Source organism: Paenibacillus sp. JCM 10914, assembly GCF_001315105.1.
Classification (GTDB): domain Bacteria; phylum Bacillota; class Bacilli; order Paenibacillales; family Paenibacillaceae; genus Paenibacillus_AQ.
On sequence record NZ_BAZR01000003.1, the window covers coordinates 101,992 to 117,255 of the forward strand.

A 15,264-nucleotide genomic window follows, 5' to 3' on the forward strand; every position below is an offset into this window, starting at 1 on the left:
ATGTATGGAATGATTGTATGGAGGAGGTTCGAAGATGTCATTGAGTCATAAACACCAATGTAGAGAAATCATTACCAAAGCGATTTGCGGCAAAGGTCGTAAGTTCTCTACCGTAACACATACCGTGACTCCGCCTAATAATCCGACCAGCATTTTGGGGGCCTGGATTATACAGCATCAATACGAGGCGGTTGCCGCCGGAGACGGAATTGAAGTTATTGGTACTTACGATGTTAACATCTGGTATTCCTATGACAAAAATTCGCAGACCGATGTGGCGAAAGAAACGGTATCGTATGTAGAGCGCGTGCCTCTCTCTTATCTGGATCCGAAGCATCGCGCGTCCACGGTAGAAGTGTCGGCGGAAGCGACACAGGAACCGAGTTGTGTTGAGGCCAGCGTATCCTCAAATGGCACGAGTGTGATCATCCGTGTCGAAAGAGAATTTGCGGTCGAACTGATTGCTGAGACGAAAGTCGTAGTCAAAGTATGCGAACATCATCACGGTGACTACGAAGACAAAGAGTTCGACTATGTCCTTGGGGACAATGCCGACGACTACGAAGACCTTGATTTTGAGGGTCTGGAGGATGAACTGTAAGTAATCCCTCCAACAGGTAATGGATATGATTTTAGCATATGCAGTGAGGGCAGCTTTGCGGAGGGCGGATGCCCTCTTTTTTATTTTTTTTTATGAGGAGGCTTTCGGGTGATGGCTCTTTCAGCGACCAGTAAGGATAAAACACACGATTATACAGCTCTCAGTGGATCAAGCGCTGTCGCGGTGAGGGCTCGACTTCTAAGAGCTGGCGTGCCGTGTCAATTAACTGTGGAGGCAGCGGATCAGGCGTTTGCGGCGCAATATCGTGTTATTGTGCGCGACCTGGCTGCTGTTCATATCAAGCAACCCCGGCTTGGCGGCGCGGGCATGCAATTTGATCCTGATCCGGTAGGCGGAAGATATGAGGATGGACTCCATCGCCGTCTGGAGAAGGCGGCTGTCCGGACGCTTTATACGCTTGGCACGGATGAGGGAGAAGTTGTCATGACGGCCAAATCTGGTCGCGGGTATGTGATTGATGGAATATCTTTCGACCGAAGTAAGGTTAAGGCCGTCATGAGCGCTAAGGGCCTTGTAAATTTGGCTGATGGAGCCCGCGCCTCTATAGAGGATAGAGTTCCTGATGGGCTGCTGCTCGGTATGGATCCTGAGTTTGTATTGATGCAAGAAGACGACAGGTTGGTCTATGCTTCGGAGTTTATGGAGCGCGGGGGCGTTGCCGGAAGCGATGTCGTTCGTTATCAAGGCGAAGTGATCCATCCTATAGCCGAGCTGAGGCCGGACCCGAAGCCAACGCCGAAGGAAGCAGTAACCGAATTGCAGAAGGCTATGCGTGAGGCGTCCAGACTCATTACGAATCGTTCCTTGTCATGGCGAGCAGGTGCGCTTCCCCATACGGCTTTTCCGTTAGGCGGTCATATTCATTTCAGCGGGGTTCCGCTTGGATTATCACTGCTGCAGGCGCTGGATAATTACGTGGCGCTGCCACTCGTAATGCTGGAGGACCCGCGAGGGAGCAAGCGCAGACCGAGATATGGCTTTCTCGGCGATTTCAGAAGACAGCCGCATGGTGGTTTTGAATATCGGACGCTGCCAAGTTTCCTGATCTCTCCGCTGATTACGAAGGTATCGCTTTATCTTGCCTATCTGGTTGCCCGCTACAGCGATCGCTTGCTGGCAAGACCTCTAAGTACGGAACGGTATCATCGTGCCTACTACGAAGGAGATAAGGCGGTGCTCATGGAGTGTATCCCTGGGTGGCATCGGGATGTATCATCGTTACCGGAATACAAGGATTATGCACGCGAAATTGAGTTGTGTCTGAATTATATCGAAGAAGGACGTACCTGGGATGAATCGAGAGATATTCGGAAGCTGTGGAATATTCCCTTGTAGCCGAGGATGCCTAAAGCTTAATTTCTGTTATAATAGAGGTCAAGCTACAAACGGCATGGAGGTATTTTCATGGCTAAATATACGCCGATGATTGAACAATATTTGAACGTGAAGGAACAAGCGCGGGATGCGTTTCTTTTTTTCCGCCTTGGCGATTTTTATGAGATGTTTTTTGAGGATGCCATTCTGGCATCCAAGGAGCTTGAGATTACACTGACTGGACGCGAAGGCGGTGGCGACGAGAAGATTCCGATGTGCGGCGTTCCTTACCATTCAGCGGAAGGTTATATACAGCGCTTGATTGAAAAAGGCTATAAGGTTGCGATCTGCGAGCAGATGGAGGATGCTTCGGTTACGAAAGGCATGGTCCGCCGCGAAATCGTCCGGATCGTAACGCCCGGCACGATCATGGACGGCAAGGTGGTCCAGGATAAATCCAACAATTATATGGTCTGCATTACGGAGTCATCCGGCCTAATGTCCTTGTCCGCCTGCGATTTATCTACCGGTGAGTTGTATGTCACATCTGTTCCATCCTCGGAAGAGTGGCTGAGAGACGAGATCAACATTTACGAGCCTTCGGAGATTATCGGGGATGCGTCACTGCTGGAGATCATATCCTCCCATGCGTTGCCTGGGGCTAAAGCGGTACTGTACACGGCCTGGGACCGAAGAGAGGATCATCGGGTCAAAAGCCAGTTTGGTGAGCCCGCCTGGGCACGTCTGGAAGAGGAGCGCCGTGCTTGCGTGTCGCTGCTAATCTCTTATCTAAGTGAGACGCAGAAGCGCTCGCTTGGACAACTGACCCAAATTTCCTCCTATGAGCCAGGGCAGTATATGGTTCTGGATCCGTTCACTCGCCGCAATCTGGAGCTTGTGGAGACGGTGCGCGAGCGGTCCAAGAAAGGCTCGTTGCTATGGCTGCTCGATCGTACGGAGACTTCGATGGGAGCAAGGCTGCTGCGTCGCAGAATCGATAAACCGCTGCTCTCCCGCAGTAGGATCGAGGAACGGTTAGAGGCGGTGGAGCATTTATATAACCAGTACATACTGCGAGAAGATTTGCGGTCGGCGCTGAAGGAGATTTACGATCTGGAACGGTTGGTGGGCCGGATCGCATTCGGCAGTGCGAACGGCAGGGACCTGAACGCCCTGAAGCTGTCAATACGTCAAATCCCCGCGCTGAAAGAGCTATGTGAAACGTCGGATTCCCAGACGCTACGCGAAGTTGCTGCCCAGACGGATGTATGCGATGATCTGTGCGAACTCATCGACGACGCAGTCGTGGATGAACCGCCGGTTTCGGTACGAGACGGGGGTATCATCAAACCTGGCTACCATGAGCGGCTGGACGAACTGCGAGAAGCCAGCACGAACGGCAAGCGGTGGATTGCAGAGCTTGAGGCCAGGGAGCGTGCAGCTACAGGCATCAAATCACTTAAAATCGGCTACAACAAGGTGTTTGGTTATTTTATCGAGGTCACGAAATCGAATCTGATGTCGCTGCCAGAGGGTAGGTATGAACGGAAGCAAACGCTGGCTAATGCGGAACGGTTTGTTACACCTGAACTGAAGGAGAAGGAAAGCTTAATTCTGGAAGCACAAGAGAAGATGGTGGATCTGGAATACGGCCTCTTCACCGAGCTGCGGGACAAGCTGAACACCCAGATTACGAGGTTGCAGCAGCTTGCCGAAAAGATTGCCGAGATCGATGTGTACCAATCCCTGGCTGCCGTCAGTGCGGAATACCGGTTCGTCAAGCCGGAGCTAAGCGATGGATATGATTATATCGTGGAAGAGGGGCGTCATCCGGTGGTTGAAGCCGTATTGAAGGATGCCTCGTTCATCTCTAACGGGACCGAGTTGCATCAAGATGGCTCCTCGATCCTGCTGATTACCGGGCCTAATATGGCGGGAAAAAGCACCTACATGCGCCAAGTCGCTTTACTATCAATTCTGGCACAGATCGGTTGTTTCGTACCGGCACAGCGAGCCGTGGTTCCGTTGGTGGATCGAATATTCACTAGAATTGGGGCGGCGGATGACCTGATTGGCGGTCAAAGTACGTTCATGGTCGAAATGGCTGATATTCAGGTCATGACCGAGAAGGCTACGCCGCGAAGCCTCATCATTATCGATGAGCTTGGCCGCGGAACTTCCACCAGCGAAGGAATGGCCATCGCGCAAGCGGTAATTGAATACGTCCATGACCATATCGGTTGTAAGGCGCTTGTATCCACGCATTTTCATGAGCTTGCCCATCTGCAAGACAGCCTGGCCGGATTACGCAACTATTCCATGGCCGTGCAGGAAAGCGGAGACAAGGTCCACTTCCTGCGTAAGCTGATTCCTGGGGCAGCTGACAGCAGTTATGGCATTTATTGCGCGCGTTTGGCCGGCTTGCCGGGCGGGATTATCGAACGTGCTTATGGACTGCTTCAAGGTCTGGAGCAAGCATCACTGGCAGCCGTTGCTTCTGAGTCAAGCGCTGTTACACGTCAAGAGACAGCTGTGACGACCCGTTATGATGCCTTGCCAGAAGAGGACGTGTCCGTGTGCGAGCATAATGAGATCGCCATAACAACAGGCGGTAGCGAGAGAGCACGGAACGGAGTCGTACAGCTCTCGATTTTTGATGAAGAAGAAGTATCTGTCCCGGAGGAGGCCGCGAGTGCTCCACAGCAGGAGCCTTCAATTGCACCGGCGGTCAAGGAGTTGGTAGATGCGGTCAAAGGGGTGGACGTCATGAATATGACGCCGCTGCAAGCGATGCAGTTCCTGAATGACTTGAAGCTGCAAGCGAAAGACATGTAAAGCTGTCGACAGAGTTGCTTAGAAGAAGGGAGGCCGAAGAGAGTATGGGGAAGATTCGTATATTGGACGAGCATATCGCGAACCAGATCGCGGCTGGTGAGGTGGTAGAGCGGCCAGCCTCGGTCGTCAAGGAACTCGTTGAGAATGCGATTGATGCGGGAAGTACGAAGATCGACGTTACGATTGATGAAGGTGGACTCGACAGCATCCGTGTGACGGATAACGGAGCCGGCATCGACCCGGAAGACTGTGAGACAGCGTTCTATCGCCATGCCACCAGCAAGATCACGGAAGGGCGCGATCTGTTCCAGATCACGAGCCTTGGCTTCAGAGGGGAGGCTTTGCCATCGATTGCGGCGGTAGCAAAGGTTCGACTCGTGACTTCGAACGCAGCCGATGGCCGCGGCAAACTGCTTGAGATTGAAGGTGGGAACCTGCGTAAGAATGAGGATACCGCCGCTCCCAGAGGAACGGATTTTCTGGTACGGGAATTGTTTTTCAATACGCCGGCAAGGCTGAAGTACATGAAGACGATCCAAACGGAGCTGGGGCATATTTCGGACTACATGTATCGTCTGGCACTTTCCCGCCCGAATATCGCCTTTACACTGCGTCATAATGGCAATTCACTATTGCAGACGCTTGGTAACGGGGACGCGTTGCAAGTGATTGCAGCCATCTACGGCACACAGTCAGCCAAAGCGATGCTACCGCTGGAAGCGGAGAATATGGATTATACGCTGAGCGGATTTGTCAGCAAGCCAGATTATACGAGAGCGAACCGAAATGCGATGTCCCTGATTGTGAACGGTCGGTACATTCGGAATTACGGCCTGATGCAAGCGATTTTGAGGGGGTACCACACGTTGCTGCCGATTAATCGGTTTCCGCTTGTGGTGCTCCAGCTATCGATGCACCCCTCACTCATCGATGTCAACGTCCACCCATCCAAGCTGGAGGTTCGCTTCAGCAAGGAGCAGGAGTTGTTTGCCTTCATTGAGGAAGAGGTGCGCAGACTGCTGCAGCAGCAAGTGTTGATTCCACAGCCAGCGAAGCAGTCGCTTGGCAAGAATGGGAATGCTTTTATCCAAGAGCAGCTGCAGTTCTCGGCATCGCGTATGGATGAGGAGACGAATCCTGATTCCAAGCAGCCATCTGTTCATGACCACAGCCATCATGGACGTGATGACGGAGCACGTATCCCATTACCAGAACCGTCTGCCTGGAACGAGCAGGCAGCAGGCTCTACAACTTCTGGAGCCGTCATGCCATCGCGCACATACGAAGGAGCTGCGGAACGGTTTTCTTCACCAATCCCGATGCGAGAGACAGCGGCAGGCGCCGATTATCGCAGTGACAAACGCTTCGAAGGGCGAAGCTCAATCCGTAATCCGGAGGTTACGCAGGGGTGGCTCGAAGCGGTATCCGGGCCTGCGGCGCAAATCCCTCCGTTCCCGGAGTTGACGCTCATCGGACAGCACCACGGAACGTATTTGATCGCACAGAATGACACGGGACTGTACCTGATTGATCAGCATGCAGCCCATGAACGCATTAATTATGAGTATTATTATGAACAGTTTGGTAATCCGGCGGATGCTTCGCAGGAGCTGCTCCTGCCGATCACACTGGAATTTACTCCAGCGGAAGCGGAGAAAGTGAAGGATCGTCTGCATTGGTTCGAGAAGGTGGGGGTGTATATGGAGCATTTCGGAGGACAAACCTTCCTTGTGCGATCCCATCCCTTCTGGTTCCCCAAAGGAGACGAGCAAGAACTGATCGAAGAAATGGCGGAATGGGTGCTGAGCGAGCGCAGTATTGATATCGCCAAGCTGAGGGAGACTTCATCGATCATGTGCTCTTGCAAAGCATCGATCAAAGCAAACCAGAAGCTGACCGATCAGGAAGCGATGACGCTGATTTCTCGGCTGGCGGCATGTCGACAGCCGTATACATGTCCTCACGGCCGTCCCATCGTCATCTCCTTCTCGGCCTATGATTTGGAAAAAATGTTTAAACGCGTGATGTAACAGCAAGGAGGAGCTTCATGATTATTACAACTGGCGAAGCGGAAGCGCCTGATATTGTAGAACGGGCCAAGCGGCTAGCAAGGGAGATCGGTTGTCGTTATGTTCAGCGAGGCGGTATGTCGTTAAGGAAATTGGCCAGCAAAGCCGGGGACGACGATGTCCTCGTCGTTCTGAACGGACATGTGCGTTTAAGCGGCCCGGCAGGACCGCCGATGGAGTTTCATCCGAGTATGGGATTTGTCAGGCTTAAGCGGGTTCTTCGCGGCAAGCCGGACCCCATGCTCGATGCTGCGCAGATGGAAGAGGGTGACTCCGTGCTGGATTGCACGGCTGGGCTAGGTGCGGATTCACTAGTCTTCTCCGGTAAGGGCGGCGTGAACAGCCGTATAGTTGCACTGGAAAGTTCTCTTCCCTTATACGCTTTGTTAAAAGAAGGGCTTCGTACTTACGGGAGTCATTTGGAGGCCAGCGATCAGGCAATGAGGCGGATCGAGGTTCGGCATGGTCATCACTTGGATTATTTGAGACTGCAGCCGGATCGAAGCGTAGACATCGTTTATTTTGATCCAATGTTTCGCGAGCCGTTAACGGACTCGGCATCCATTAACCCTTTACGGTTATACGCGAACGGCGAACCGCTGGATAAGGAAAGCGTGGGGGAGGCGATCCGTGTAGCACGTAAGTCGGTGGTTTTAAAGGAATCGCGTTATAGCGGTGAATTTGAGCGACTTGGATTTACGATGACGGAACGGACCCAGTCGAAAATAACGTACGGAGTGATATCCATTGACAGATGAAACAACCAGACCGAAGTTGTTGGTCTTGATCGGACCAACGGCGGTAGGCAAGACCAGAACGAGCATCGAACTCGCCAAGGAATTTAATTGCGAGATCATTTCCGGCGATTCCATGCAAGTATACCGGGGAATGGATATTGGGACGGCCAAGATTACGACGGATGAGATGGACGGAGTGCCGCACCATCTGATCGATATTCACGAGCCGGATCATCCGTATTCGGTGGCGGAATTCCAAGAGCAGAGTCAGCGACTGATAGCGGAGATCACCGAGCGGGGACGTCTGCCGTTCATCGTAGGCGGAACGGGGCTGTATGTGGAGTCAGTCTGTTATGGCTATCGGTTTAGCGAGAGTGGGGCGGATGAGGCTTTTCGCGATGAGCAATTCCGCTTTGCGGAGCAATTCGGGGCGGAAGCACTTCATCGCAAGCTGGCAGATCAGGATCCTGTGAGCGCAGAGAGGCTGCATCCTAACGATCTCAGACGCGTCGTGCGTGCCTTGGAGGTGTTTCATGTTACCGGAGTCAGGTTATCGGAGCAGTTGGCACCTCAAACTAAGCAGTCGCCGTATGATCTCTGTTTGATCGGTTTGACAATGGACAGGCAAATGCTATATAACCGTATTGAAGAACGAATTGACCTCATGCTGGATCAGGGACTTGTTGCTGAGGTTACTGCGCTTATGGACAAGGGACTTGCACCAGGGCTCGTCTCGATGCAAGGACTAGGTTATAAGGAGATCGTGTCGTATCTTCAGGGTGAATGCAGTTACGAGGAGGCGGTTGTTCTGCTCAAGCGCGATACGCGCCGGTTTGCGAAGAGACAGCTGTCCTGGTTTCGTCATATGAAGGACATCGAGTGGGTCGATCTGACCGACACGGGAAATTTTTCTGCAAACTATCAAAAAATCCGTGCTATAATAGCAGGAAAGTTTCACTGAAATCTTGAATATAGTTCCAAACAATCTAAATGAACCATTGGGGGTACGGCTAATGAACAAGTCCATTAACATCCAAGACACGTTCTTGAACCAACTGCGCAAAGAGAACATTCCGGCCACGGTATACCTGACGAACGGCTTTCAGATCCGTGGAACGATCAAGGCATTTGACAACTTTACGATCGTGATTGACAGCGACGGCCGTCAGCAAATGGTGTACAAGCATGCCATCTCCACGTTCATGCCGCAGCGCAATGTGTCCCTGATGCAGGATAACAACAACGAACAATAGACTTTATAAGCAATCATAGAGAGCAAAAATCATACCGTGCATGATTATTTTGAAACTTTTTGGTTTATAATTCGTTTAGTAAATAAGGAGTGCAGAGAGCAACCTGTGAAGGTTGTTCTTTTCTTTCCGAAGCTTTTCTTGTGAGGAAACAGCAAGCTTCATCCGTTTGGGGAGTAAGGAGGGGGACATATGGCAGGAAAAGATAATGAGATGTCAAGAATCCATAGAAACAAAGATGATGGCAAGGCATCCGGTAAATCAAAGTCCAAGAAAAAGAAAAAAGGCAGAGGGAAACGCATTGCCTGGGCGTTGTTCTTTACTGCAGTGATAGCGATATTTTGCGCCTTAGGCGGTTATTTGTTTATTCTGATCAGCGGTGAGAAACTGCTGGAACAGAACGGAGACAAGCTGACGGCATATGGGACTTCGAAGGTGTACGATCGACAAGGAAATATCATGGGTGAACTCTCTATTCAGAAGAGTGACCCGGTAGATTTTGATGATATTCCGCCATTGCTGGTGGATGCCTTTATCGCTACGGAGGACAAACGATTCTTTGAACATAACGGCGTGGATGTATGGTCGATCGGCCGTGCGGCGGTTAAGGATATTATGGCACGTTCGATGGTAGAGGGCGGCAGTACCATAACGCAGCAGCTTGCCAAGAACATTTTCCTGACGAGGGACAAGACGTTCTTCCGTAAAGCAACCGAGATGTCGATTGCGTTGGCACTCGAACGTCAGCATACGAAACAAGAAATTATCGAAATGTACTTGAACCGAATTAACTTCGGAGGTCAATATTATGGCATTAAGACAGCGTCCATCCGTTATTTTGGCAAGTCCGATCTAAATGATCTGGAATTGTGGGAGATGGCTACGCTGGCGGCCATGCCTAAAGGTCCTTCACGATATAATCCGCTGAGGAACCCAGACCTGTCCAAAGAGCGCCGCGCTGTTGTGCTGACGCTGATGGAACAGCAAGGGTATATTACGGCAGATGAGGCATCGAAAGCCAAAGAGGTGGATTATGACTATACGCCACCGGAAAGACAACAGAAATATATGGCGTTCATCGATTATGTGATGGAGGAAGCCGAAGAGATGTGGGGCCTCACCGAGGACGATTTGAATATCGGCGGATATCAAATCTACACGACGATGGATGCCAATGCACAGAAGGCAGTAGAAGATGAGTTTAATGATCCGTCCAACTTTGAAGAGAGTCCGGATGACGTTCCGGTTCAAGGGTCGATGGTTATCATCAACCAGGAGACTGGCGGAATTGTAGCTTTAACAGGTGGCAGAGAGTATATGCGCGGCGGGTTTAACCGAGCCACGGACAGTCGCAGGCAGCCTGGTTCGGCGCTGAAGCCGATCGTCTCGTTCGCCCCTGCACTCGAATCCGGGAATTTCAGTAAAGACTCCAGGTTGAGCAACCAGAAACAGTGCTTTGGAGACTATTGTCCGGGCAACCTGCATGGCTATTCGGAGACCATCAGCATGTCGGATGCCATTCAGCGCTCGGAGAATATTCCGGCTGTGTGGCTGTTGAATCAGATCGGTGTGAAGACGGGTGTTAACTTCGCGCAAAGCCTGGGTATCCGAATGACCCAGGAGGATGCGAACCTGTCACTTGCCCTTGGAGGTATGAACACGGGCACGAACACGTTCGAGATGGCGCAAGCGTTTAGCGCGTTTGCTAATGGTGGCCAACTGAAGGAAGCTTATGCGATTAAGCAAATTAAGGACAATAATGGCAAAGTCGTACATGAGAATAAAGGCAGCAAAGGCAAGAAAGTAATGGAGCCTACCACGGCTGCGCAGATGACGGAGATGATGCAGCGCGTGGTGCAGGACGGTACGGGTAAGAACGCACGAATCAGCCGTCCGGTAGCCGGTAAAACCGGCACGACGCAAAGTGGTTATAAAGGCGTCAGTTCCAACCGTGACGTATGGTTTGTCGGGTATACACCGGAACTAACGGCTGCGGTCTGGATGGGTTATGATACGCCGGACCGCGAGCATTTGCTGAAGCGAAGCAGTTCGATCTCAGCCGCGTTGTGGGGCAAGGTAATGGAGAAGGCTGTCCAAAGTTATGATCCGAAGAGCTTCCCTAACACCAATGCCGCACCACCACCGGTGGAAGAGCCGGCCTTAAGTGCCGTTACAGGTTTGACGGGCTCGTATGACGGCGAGATGCAGAAGGTTTCCTTGAGCTGGAATCCGGTTCCAGGCGATAATATTCAATATCGCGTGTATCGTAAGGAAAGTTCGCAAGCCGACTTCGGCCGCATATTGGATGCGCTGAATGGTACATCCATTGATGATATGAGCGCAATGGAGGGCTTGAACTACGAGTATTATGTGACCGCGTATAATCCAGCTACGAATGAAGAGTCCGATCGTTCAAACGTACTCTCTATCGCCGCTCTGGGTGAAGACTGCCGCCGGAAGAGGTGGAGCAGGATCCAGGCGACGTGAAGAACCGACGCCGCCGGATGAAGGGAATAACGGCGAAGGCAATGAAGGTCCTGGAAATGGAAACGGTCCTGGTGAACCAGGGACGCCAGGTACACCAGGAAGTGGCGAGGAGCCGGGTAATGGAGAGGGTAATACGCCACCGCCAGGCAACGGAAATGAGAATGGCAATGGTGGGCCGGGCAATGGTCAGGAGCCGCCTGGGAATGGCTCCAATGAAGGAGCACCCGTCACTGGTGGAGATAACCCGGATAACGGGGAAACACCATCGGTACCTGGAACCATTGTTGAACCACCAGCTTCCAACTCGAACGACGCACCACAAGATAGCCCGTAATGGGTATGTTGGATAACCCGTAAGAAACCGGGAAGCCCCCCGCATCTAAGGGGGGCTTCTTTGTTTTGAGTGTGAAAGGCAAATGTGGTAAGCTGGGAATACGATATGGGGAGGAAAAGTTCCATGAAACGTAAATTCGGAGATCGGGCGAATTGGCGCCGTATCACTCGCCGACACTTCACTTCCCGTTATGTGGAATGTGAGCAATTCACAGGTTATCTCACCTTATATACCATATATGGTCTGAAAGAGCCGCTGTGGAAGACATATGGCCAACATACATACCGCATTGCTGACAGGGGATATTCCTGGTTACAATATTACCCGAAGGACAGCCATTTTATCGTAACGGCGATGTTTGATGACAAGCGCAACATTGTGCAATGGTATATTGATATTTGCAAGAAGCAAGGTGTCACAGATCAAGGTGTCCCTTGGTTTGACGATTTGTATTTGGACGTTGTAGTCGTCAAGAATGGAGAAGTTTTTTTGCTGGACGAAGACGAGCTTGAAGATGCACTTCGTCGGAATGACATCACACGAGATGATTATCGGTTGGCGAAGGTAACGGCACGGGGGTTGCTTCGTGCGATTGACGCACATGAGTTTCCGTATTTTATGATGTCTCTGAAACACCGTGATCAATTGTTCCATAACGGAGAATTCAGGAGGAATAAATAATGCGTCAGCAAATACATAAGAACCATGAAAAGTCGCAAGTGAGTCCGAAAAAAAATGCGTGGATCAAGAGAGGGCTGTGTATACTGCTCTCTCTTGTCGTCTTAGGCGGATTGTGGAGCGGTTACGTATATTGGCAAATCGAGAGTGCTGAGAGTAATCCTCCCGAGCATGTAGATGTAGGGATCATATTGGGCGCATCGATGTGGGGAGACCATCCGAGTCCGGGACTTCGTGAACGGCTGGAACATGGACTTGAAGAATATCATAACGGACGGTTCGATACGTTTATCGTCTCCGGAGGGCTCGACAGACCTCATTATAATTACACGGAAGCGGAAGGGATGCGCAACTATTTGGTGGAGGCAGGCGTCCCGGAAGAGCGCATCTTGCTGGAGAATGAAGCGACCAGTACTTACGAGAACCTGTTGTTCAGCCAAACGATTATGAATGAACATCATTACGAAACAGCGCTCATTATTACGCATGATTATCATGGAGCGAGGGCCATGGAGATTGCCAAGACTTTACATTATGCAAATCCTTCGATTTCTCTAACAGAATCTACGGTTCTGCCCATGATCAAGCACAAGTCACGCGAGGTGTTGGCGTACACGAAATGGACGGCGGATCGATTGCTCATTGCCATTGGCCTTCTATGAGGACGAAACTTCTAATAAGCAGGCTGTAGATAGAATACATTGGAATAGATAGTCAGCCCTTTGGATAACGAGGTGAGGAGTAGTGAACGGGCGTGTAACGGCCACAAGCGGCCGCTCTGAAGGACGGAGGCCATCTAGTCAGATCAATCTGTAGTGCACAGTCAATTCCTGGAGCTATCCAATCAAATCGTCGTTCAGTAAAATGGATAACAAGCAGGGATACAATCCTGCCTATTCTAAGCTGGTTTTAAGCGAAGGTTTTCACAGGGATAATGGAGATAACCCCAAAGCGTGAAAATTGATATTAGGGCATTTCTAGTGTCTCTGGATGCCTATCTCATTGAACCGTCAGCATTAGCATACAATGTTTGTGCGAGGTGATAAAGTTGAGTGGAAGCTTAAGACAAATTACGATCAATGATTCCAGAATGAACATTACATTTAAAAATCAGGAAGAATCAGCAAAGATCAGCGATACAGCGATAGAAATTTCTGAAGCTAATTCTGAACAGATGGAATCGATTAGCCACATTTTTCAAGAGCTTAATGGATTGGTTGGATTGGATAAAGTTAAAGATCTGATTTATGAAATTTATGCTTTTTTACAGATCGAAAAATTAAGAAAAGAAATGGGACTCAAAGTAAGTTCTCAATCTTATCATATGCTGTTCAAGGGGAATCCCGGTACAGGTAAAACAACCGTTGCGCGTATCGTAGCCAAACTGTTCCAGAAGATGGGGGTTCTCAGTAAGGGGCACTTAGTCGAAGTGGAACGAGCCGACCTTGTCGGGGAGTACATTGGACATACCGCGCAGAAGACGCGGGAACTGGTGAAGAAAGCAATGGGAGGTATCTTGTTCATTGACGAGGCTTATAGCCTAGCGCGAGGCGGAGAGAAGGATTTCGGTAAGGAAGCAGTGGATAGTCTTGTCAAAGTAATGGAGGACAGGAACGATGATTTTATTATCATCTTAGCCGGATATCCGAATGAAATGGATACGTTCTTGGAGACAAACACTGGCCTTCCATCAAGATTTCCGATCAAATTAGATTTTCAGGATTACTCAATTGATGAGTTAACCCTAATCGCTGATAAAATGGCTAGGGAAAGAGATTATATTATGGTTCCTGAGACGAACCGGAAACTTAGAGAAATTATCTTGGATGAAAAGATCAATGAAATCAATTTTAGCAACGCAAGGTTTGTGCGTAACGTTATTGAAAAATCCATACGACAGCAAGCGGTCAGATTAATGAGCAAGCATGCCAAACCCTCTAAGCATGATCTGATGAGTATTCTCCCTAGAGATTTTATCACTGACATCGAGTATAATCTTAAACCGGAAAACGCCATCTCATGAAAAAATGCCCCACAAAAGGAATCATCCTGATGTGGGGCATTTTAGTTTTATCAAAGAGGGTAATATCCAACGCTACCCCATTTTAATTTAACCGGATCTTTCCCTTTGTTTACAAGTCGAATCTTGATGTTCTTGTAACCAACAGGAACATAGCTGCTTGTAACCCAATGTGCTTTCTCAACAATGCTATCTGCGTAGAGAAATTCTCCTTTACTGTTATAGTATTCAATATCGAAAGTAGCCCAACCACTTGCTACTTCGGCATCAAAATAATCAAAGGAGCCATTAAATACATTTCCTCCGTTTACCCAAACAAAATTGCTGAAAGTAGTTGCTCCGAATTCATATGTAATCATATTTGCAATGCTACTAGTAGAAAGTTTTGAAGGACTCGGTACATCGATATTGGTTGGAGTTGTTGACGGTTCTAGTTGATCAGCATGTACTTGAGTAGTGGTTAATAAGACGAAGGCGATAAAGGCTGCAGACAATTTGTTCTTCATGATCTATTACTCCCTTCATTTTCGAGGTCACAGAGAATGAAATTAAATGTTAAAAAACTAAAGTGGCCACAATGAATTATTTAACATTATCTACATTATATTACTAATTCATATAATTAACAACGAATTAATAGTGTTTATTCCTAATATATGTATTACTAAGAGCGGTTCCTCTTTTACGGGATCGGTCATACCGCACCCTATGATAACACTTGAAATTAGGTTTCCCCTGACAATTAGAAGTTTCCGGACTATAAACCGGAATAACTCATATCGATATTGAAATTGATGGCTGTGATCGGAGGATTTTAAGTTAAACGGAAAATTACAATGATTTTTTGCCGATCTCAGGCCATAATGAAAGGGTAGGATGTAACCAGTTGTGTTGTTTCATAACAGGTGCAGCGGTTAT

General features: G+C 49.5%; 13 protein-coding genes. 12 read left to right on the plus strand and 1 reads right to left on the minus strand.

Translation table 11 applies throughout. The annotated features are described in order from the left end of the window. Positions 1 to 34: 34 nt before the first annotated feature. The 12 genes from JCM10914_RS06000 to JCM10914_RS06050 all read left to right on the plus strand — a co-directional run bounded on the left by JCM10914_RS06000 (position 35) and on the right by JCM10914_RS06050 (position 14,349). On the plus strand, positions 35 to 601 hold the full coding sequence (locus JCM10914_RS06000; RefSeq protein WP_023958571.1) for an outer spore coat protein CotE: 567 nt from the start codon (positions 35 to 37) through the stop codon (positions 599 to 601). 111 nt (positions 602 to 712) lie between these two features. Beyond that, positions 713 to 1,957, plus strand: coding sequence for a hypothetical protein (locus JCM10914_RS06005; RefSeq protein WP_036717165.1), 1,245 nt, complete (start codon positions 713 to 715; stop codon positions 1,955 to 1,957). Between the two features lie 69 nt (positions 1,958 to 2,026). Continuing rightward, entirely contained in the window at positions 2,027 to 4,771 is a 2,745-nt protein-coding gene (gene mutS, locus JCM10914_RS06010; RefSeq protein WP_023958575.1) for a DNA mismatch repair protein MutS, read from the plus strand. Positions 4,772 to 4,815: 44 nt separating this feature from the next. Then, entirely contained in the window at positions 4,816 to 6,801 is a 1,986-nt protein-coding gene (gene mutL, locus JCM10914_RS06015) for a DNA mismatch repair endonuclease MutL (RefSeq protein WP_023958577.1), read from the plus strand. A gap of 17 nt (positions 6,802 to 6,818) precedes the next feature. Next, a complete protein-coding gene (locus JCM10914_RS06020; RefSeq protein ID WP_023958579.1) occupies positions 6,819 to 7,598 on the plus strand; it encodes a class I SAM-dependent methyltransferase in 780 nt (259 codons plus the stop codon). Further along, positions 7,588 to 8,538 carry a tRNA (adenosine(37)-N6)-dimethylallyltransferase MiaA gene (gene miaA / locus JCM10914_RS06025; RefSeq protein ID WP_023958581.1) on the plus strand — a complete coding sequence of 317 codons (951 nt, stop codon included), beginning with the start codon at positions 7,588 to 7,590 and terminating at the stop codon, positions 8,536 to 8,538. The genes JCM10914_RS06020 and miaA overlap by 11 nt, the downstream gene beginning before the upstream one ends. 52 nt (positions 8,539 to 8,590) lie before the next feature. Beyond that, on the plus strand, positions 8,591 to 8,830 hold the full coding sequence (hfq, locus tag JCM10914_RS06030; RefSeq protein ID WP_023958583.1) for an RNA chaperone Hfq: 240 nt from the start codon (positions 8,591 to 8,593) through the stop codon (positions 8,828 to 8,830). 189 nt (positions 8,831 to 9,019) lie between these two features. Then, a complete protein-coding gene (locus JCM10914_RS06035; protein WP_023958585.1) occupies positions 9,020 to 11,314 on the plus strand; it encodes a transglycosylase domain-containing protein in 2,295 nt (764 codons plus the stop codon). Next, positions 11,268 to 11,648: a hypothetical protein gene (locus JCM10914_RS29825; RefSeq protein ID WP_023958587.1), complete on the plus strand. Its 381-nt coding sequence runs from the start codon at positions 11,268 to 11,270 to the stop codon at positions 11,646 to 11,648. Before JCM10914_RS06035 ends, JCM10914_RS29825 begins: the two co-directional genes overlap by 47 nt. A 123-nt stretch (positions 11,649 to 11,771) precedes the next feature. Then, positions 11,772 to 12,329 (plus strand): DUF402 domain-containing protein, encoded by a 558-nt coding sequence (locus tag JCM10914_RS06040; RefSeq protein ID WP_023958589.1) that lies wholly within the window; start codon positions 11,772 to 11,774, stop codon positions 12,327 to 12,329. Beyond that, positions 12,329 to 12,988 (plus strand): YdcF family protein, encoded by a 660-nt coding sequence (locus JCM10914_RS06045; RefSeq protein WP_023958591.1) that lies wholly within the window; start codon positions 12,329 to 12,331, stop codon positions 12,986 to 12,988. The genes JCM10914_RS06040 and JCM10914_RS06045 overlap by 1 nt, the downstream gene beginning before the upstream one ends. Positions 12,989 to 13,416: 428 nt before the next feature. Continuing rightward, complete coding sequence (locus tag JCM10914_RS06050) at positions 13,417 to 14,349, plus strand: AAA family ATPase (RefSeq protein WP_052019672.1); 933 nt, start codon at positions 13,417 to 13,419, stop codon at positions 14,347 to 14,349. A gap of 50 nt (positions 14,350 to 14,399) precedes the next feature. Here JCM10914_RS06050 and JCM10914_RS06055 read toward each other — a convergent pair whose 3' ends face one another. Further along, positions 14,400 to 14,852 carry a hypothetical protein gene (locus JCM10914_RS06055; RefSeq protein ID WP_036717167.1) on the minus strand — a complete coding sequence of 151 codons (453 nt, stop codon included), beginning with the start codon at positions 14,850 to 14,852 and terminating at the stop codon, positions 14,400 to 14,402. Positions 14,853 to 15,264 lie beyond the last annotated feature (412 nt).

Excerpts from the sequence above, each read along its gene's own strand:
- JCM10914_RS06020 (WP_023958579.1), top strand. The coding sequence starts at position 6,819 with ATGATTATTACAACTGGCGAAGCGGAAGCGCCTGATATTGTAGAACGG.
- JCM10914_RS06040 (WP_023958589.1), top strand. The coding sequence starts at position 11,772 with ATGAAACGTAAATTCGGAGATCGGGCGAATTGGCGCCGTATCACTCGC.
- mutL (WP_023958577.1), top strand. The coding sequence starts at position 4,816 with ATGGGGAAGATTCGTATATTGGACGAGCATATCGCGAACCAGATCGCG.
- JCM10914_RS06055 (WP_036717167.1), bottom strand. The coding sequence starts at position 14,852 with ATGAAGAACAAATTGTCTGCAGCCTTTATCGCCTTCGTCTTATTAACC.
- mutS (WP_023958575.1), top strand. The coding sequence starts at position 2,027 with ATGGCTAAATATACGCCGATGATTGAACAATATTTGAACGTGAAGGAA.
- JCM10914_RS06000 (WP_023958571.1), top strand. The coding sequence starts at position 35 with ATGTCATTGAGTCATAAACACCAATGTAGAGAAATCATTACCAAAGCG.
- JCM10914_RS06005 (WP_036717165.1), top strand. The coding sequence starts at position 713 with ATGGCTCTTTCAGCGACCAGTAAGGATAAAACACACGATTATACAGCT.
- JCM10914_RS06045 (WP_023958591.1), top strand. The coding sequence starts at position 12,329 with ATGCGTCAGCAAATACATAAGAACCATGAAAAGTCGCAAGTGAGTCCG.
- JCM10914_RS06050 (WP_052019672.1), top strand. The coding sequence starts at position 13,417 with ATGAACATTACATTTAAAAATCAGGAAGAATCAGCAAAGATCAGCGAT.
- JCM10914_RS06035 (WP_023958585.1), top strand. The coding sequence starts at position 9,020 with ATGGCAGGAAAAGATAATGAGATGTCAAGAATCCATAGAAACAAAGAT.
- hfq (WP_023958583.1), top strand. The coding sequence starts at position 8,591 with ATGAACAAGTCCATTAACATCCAAGACACGTTCTTGAACCAACTGCGC.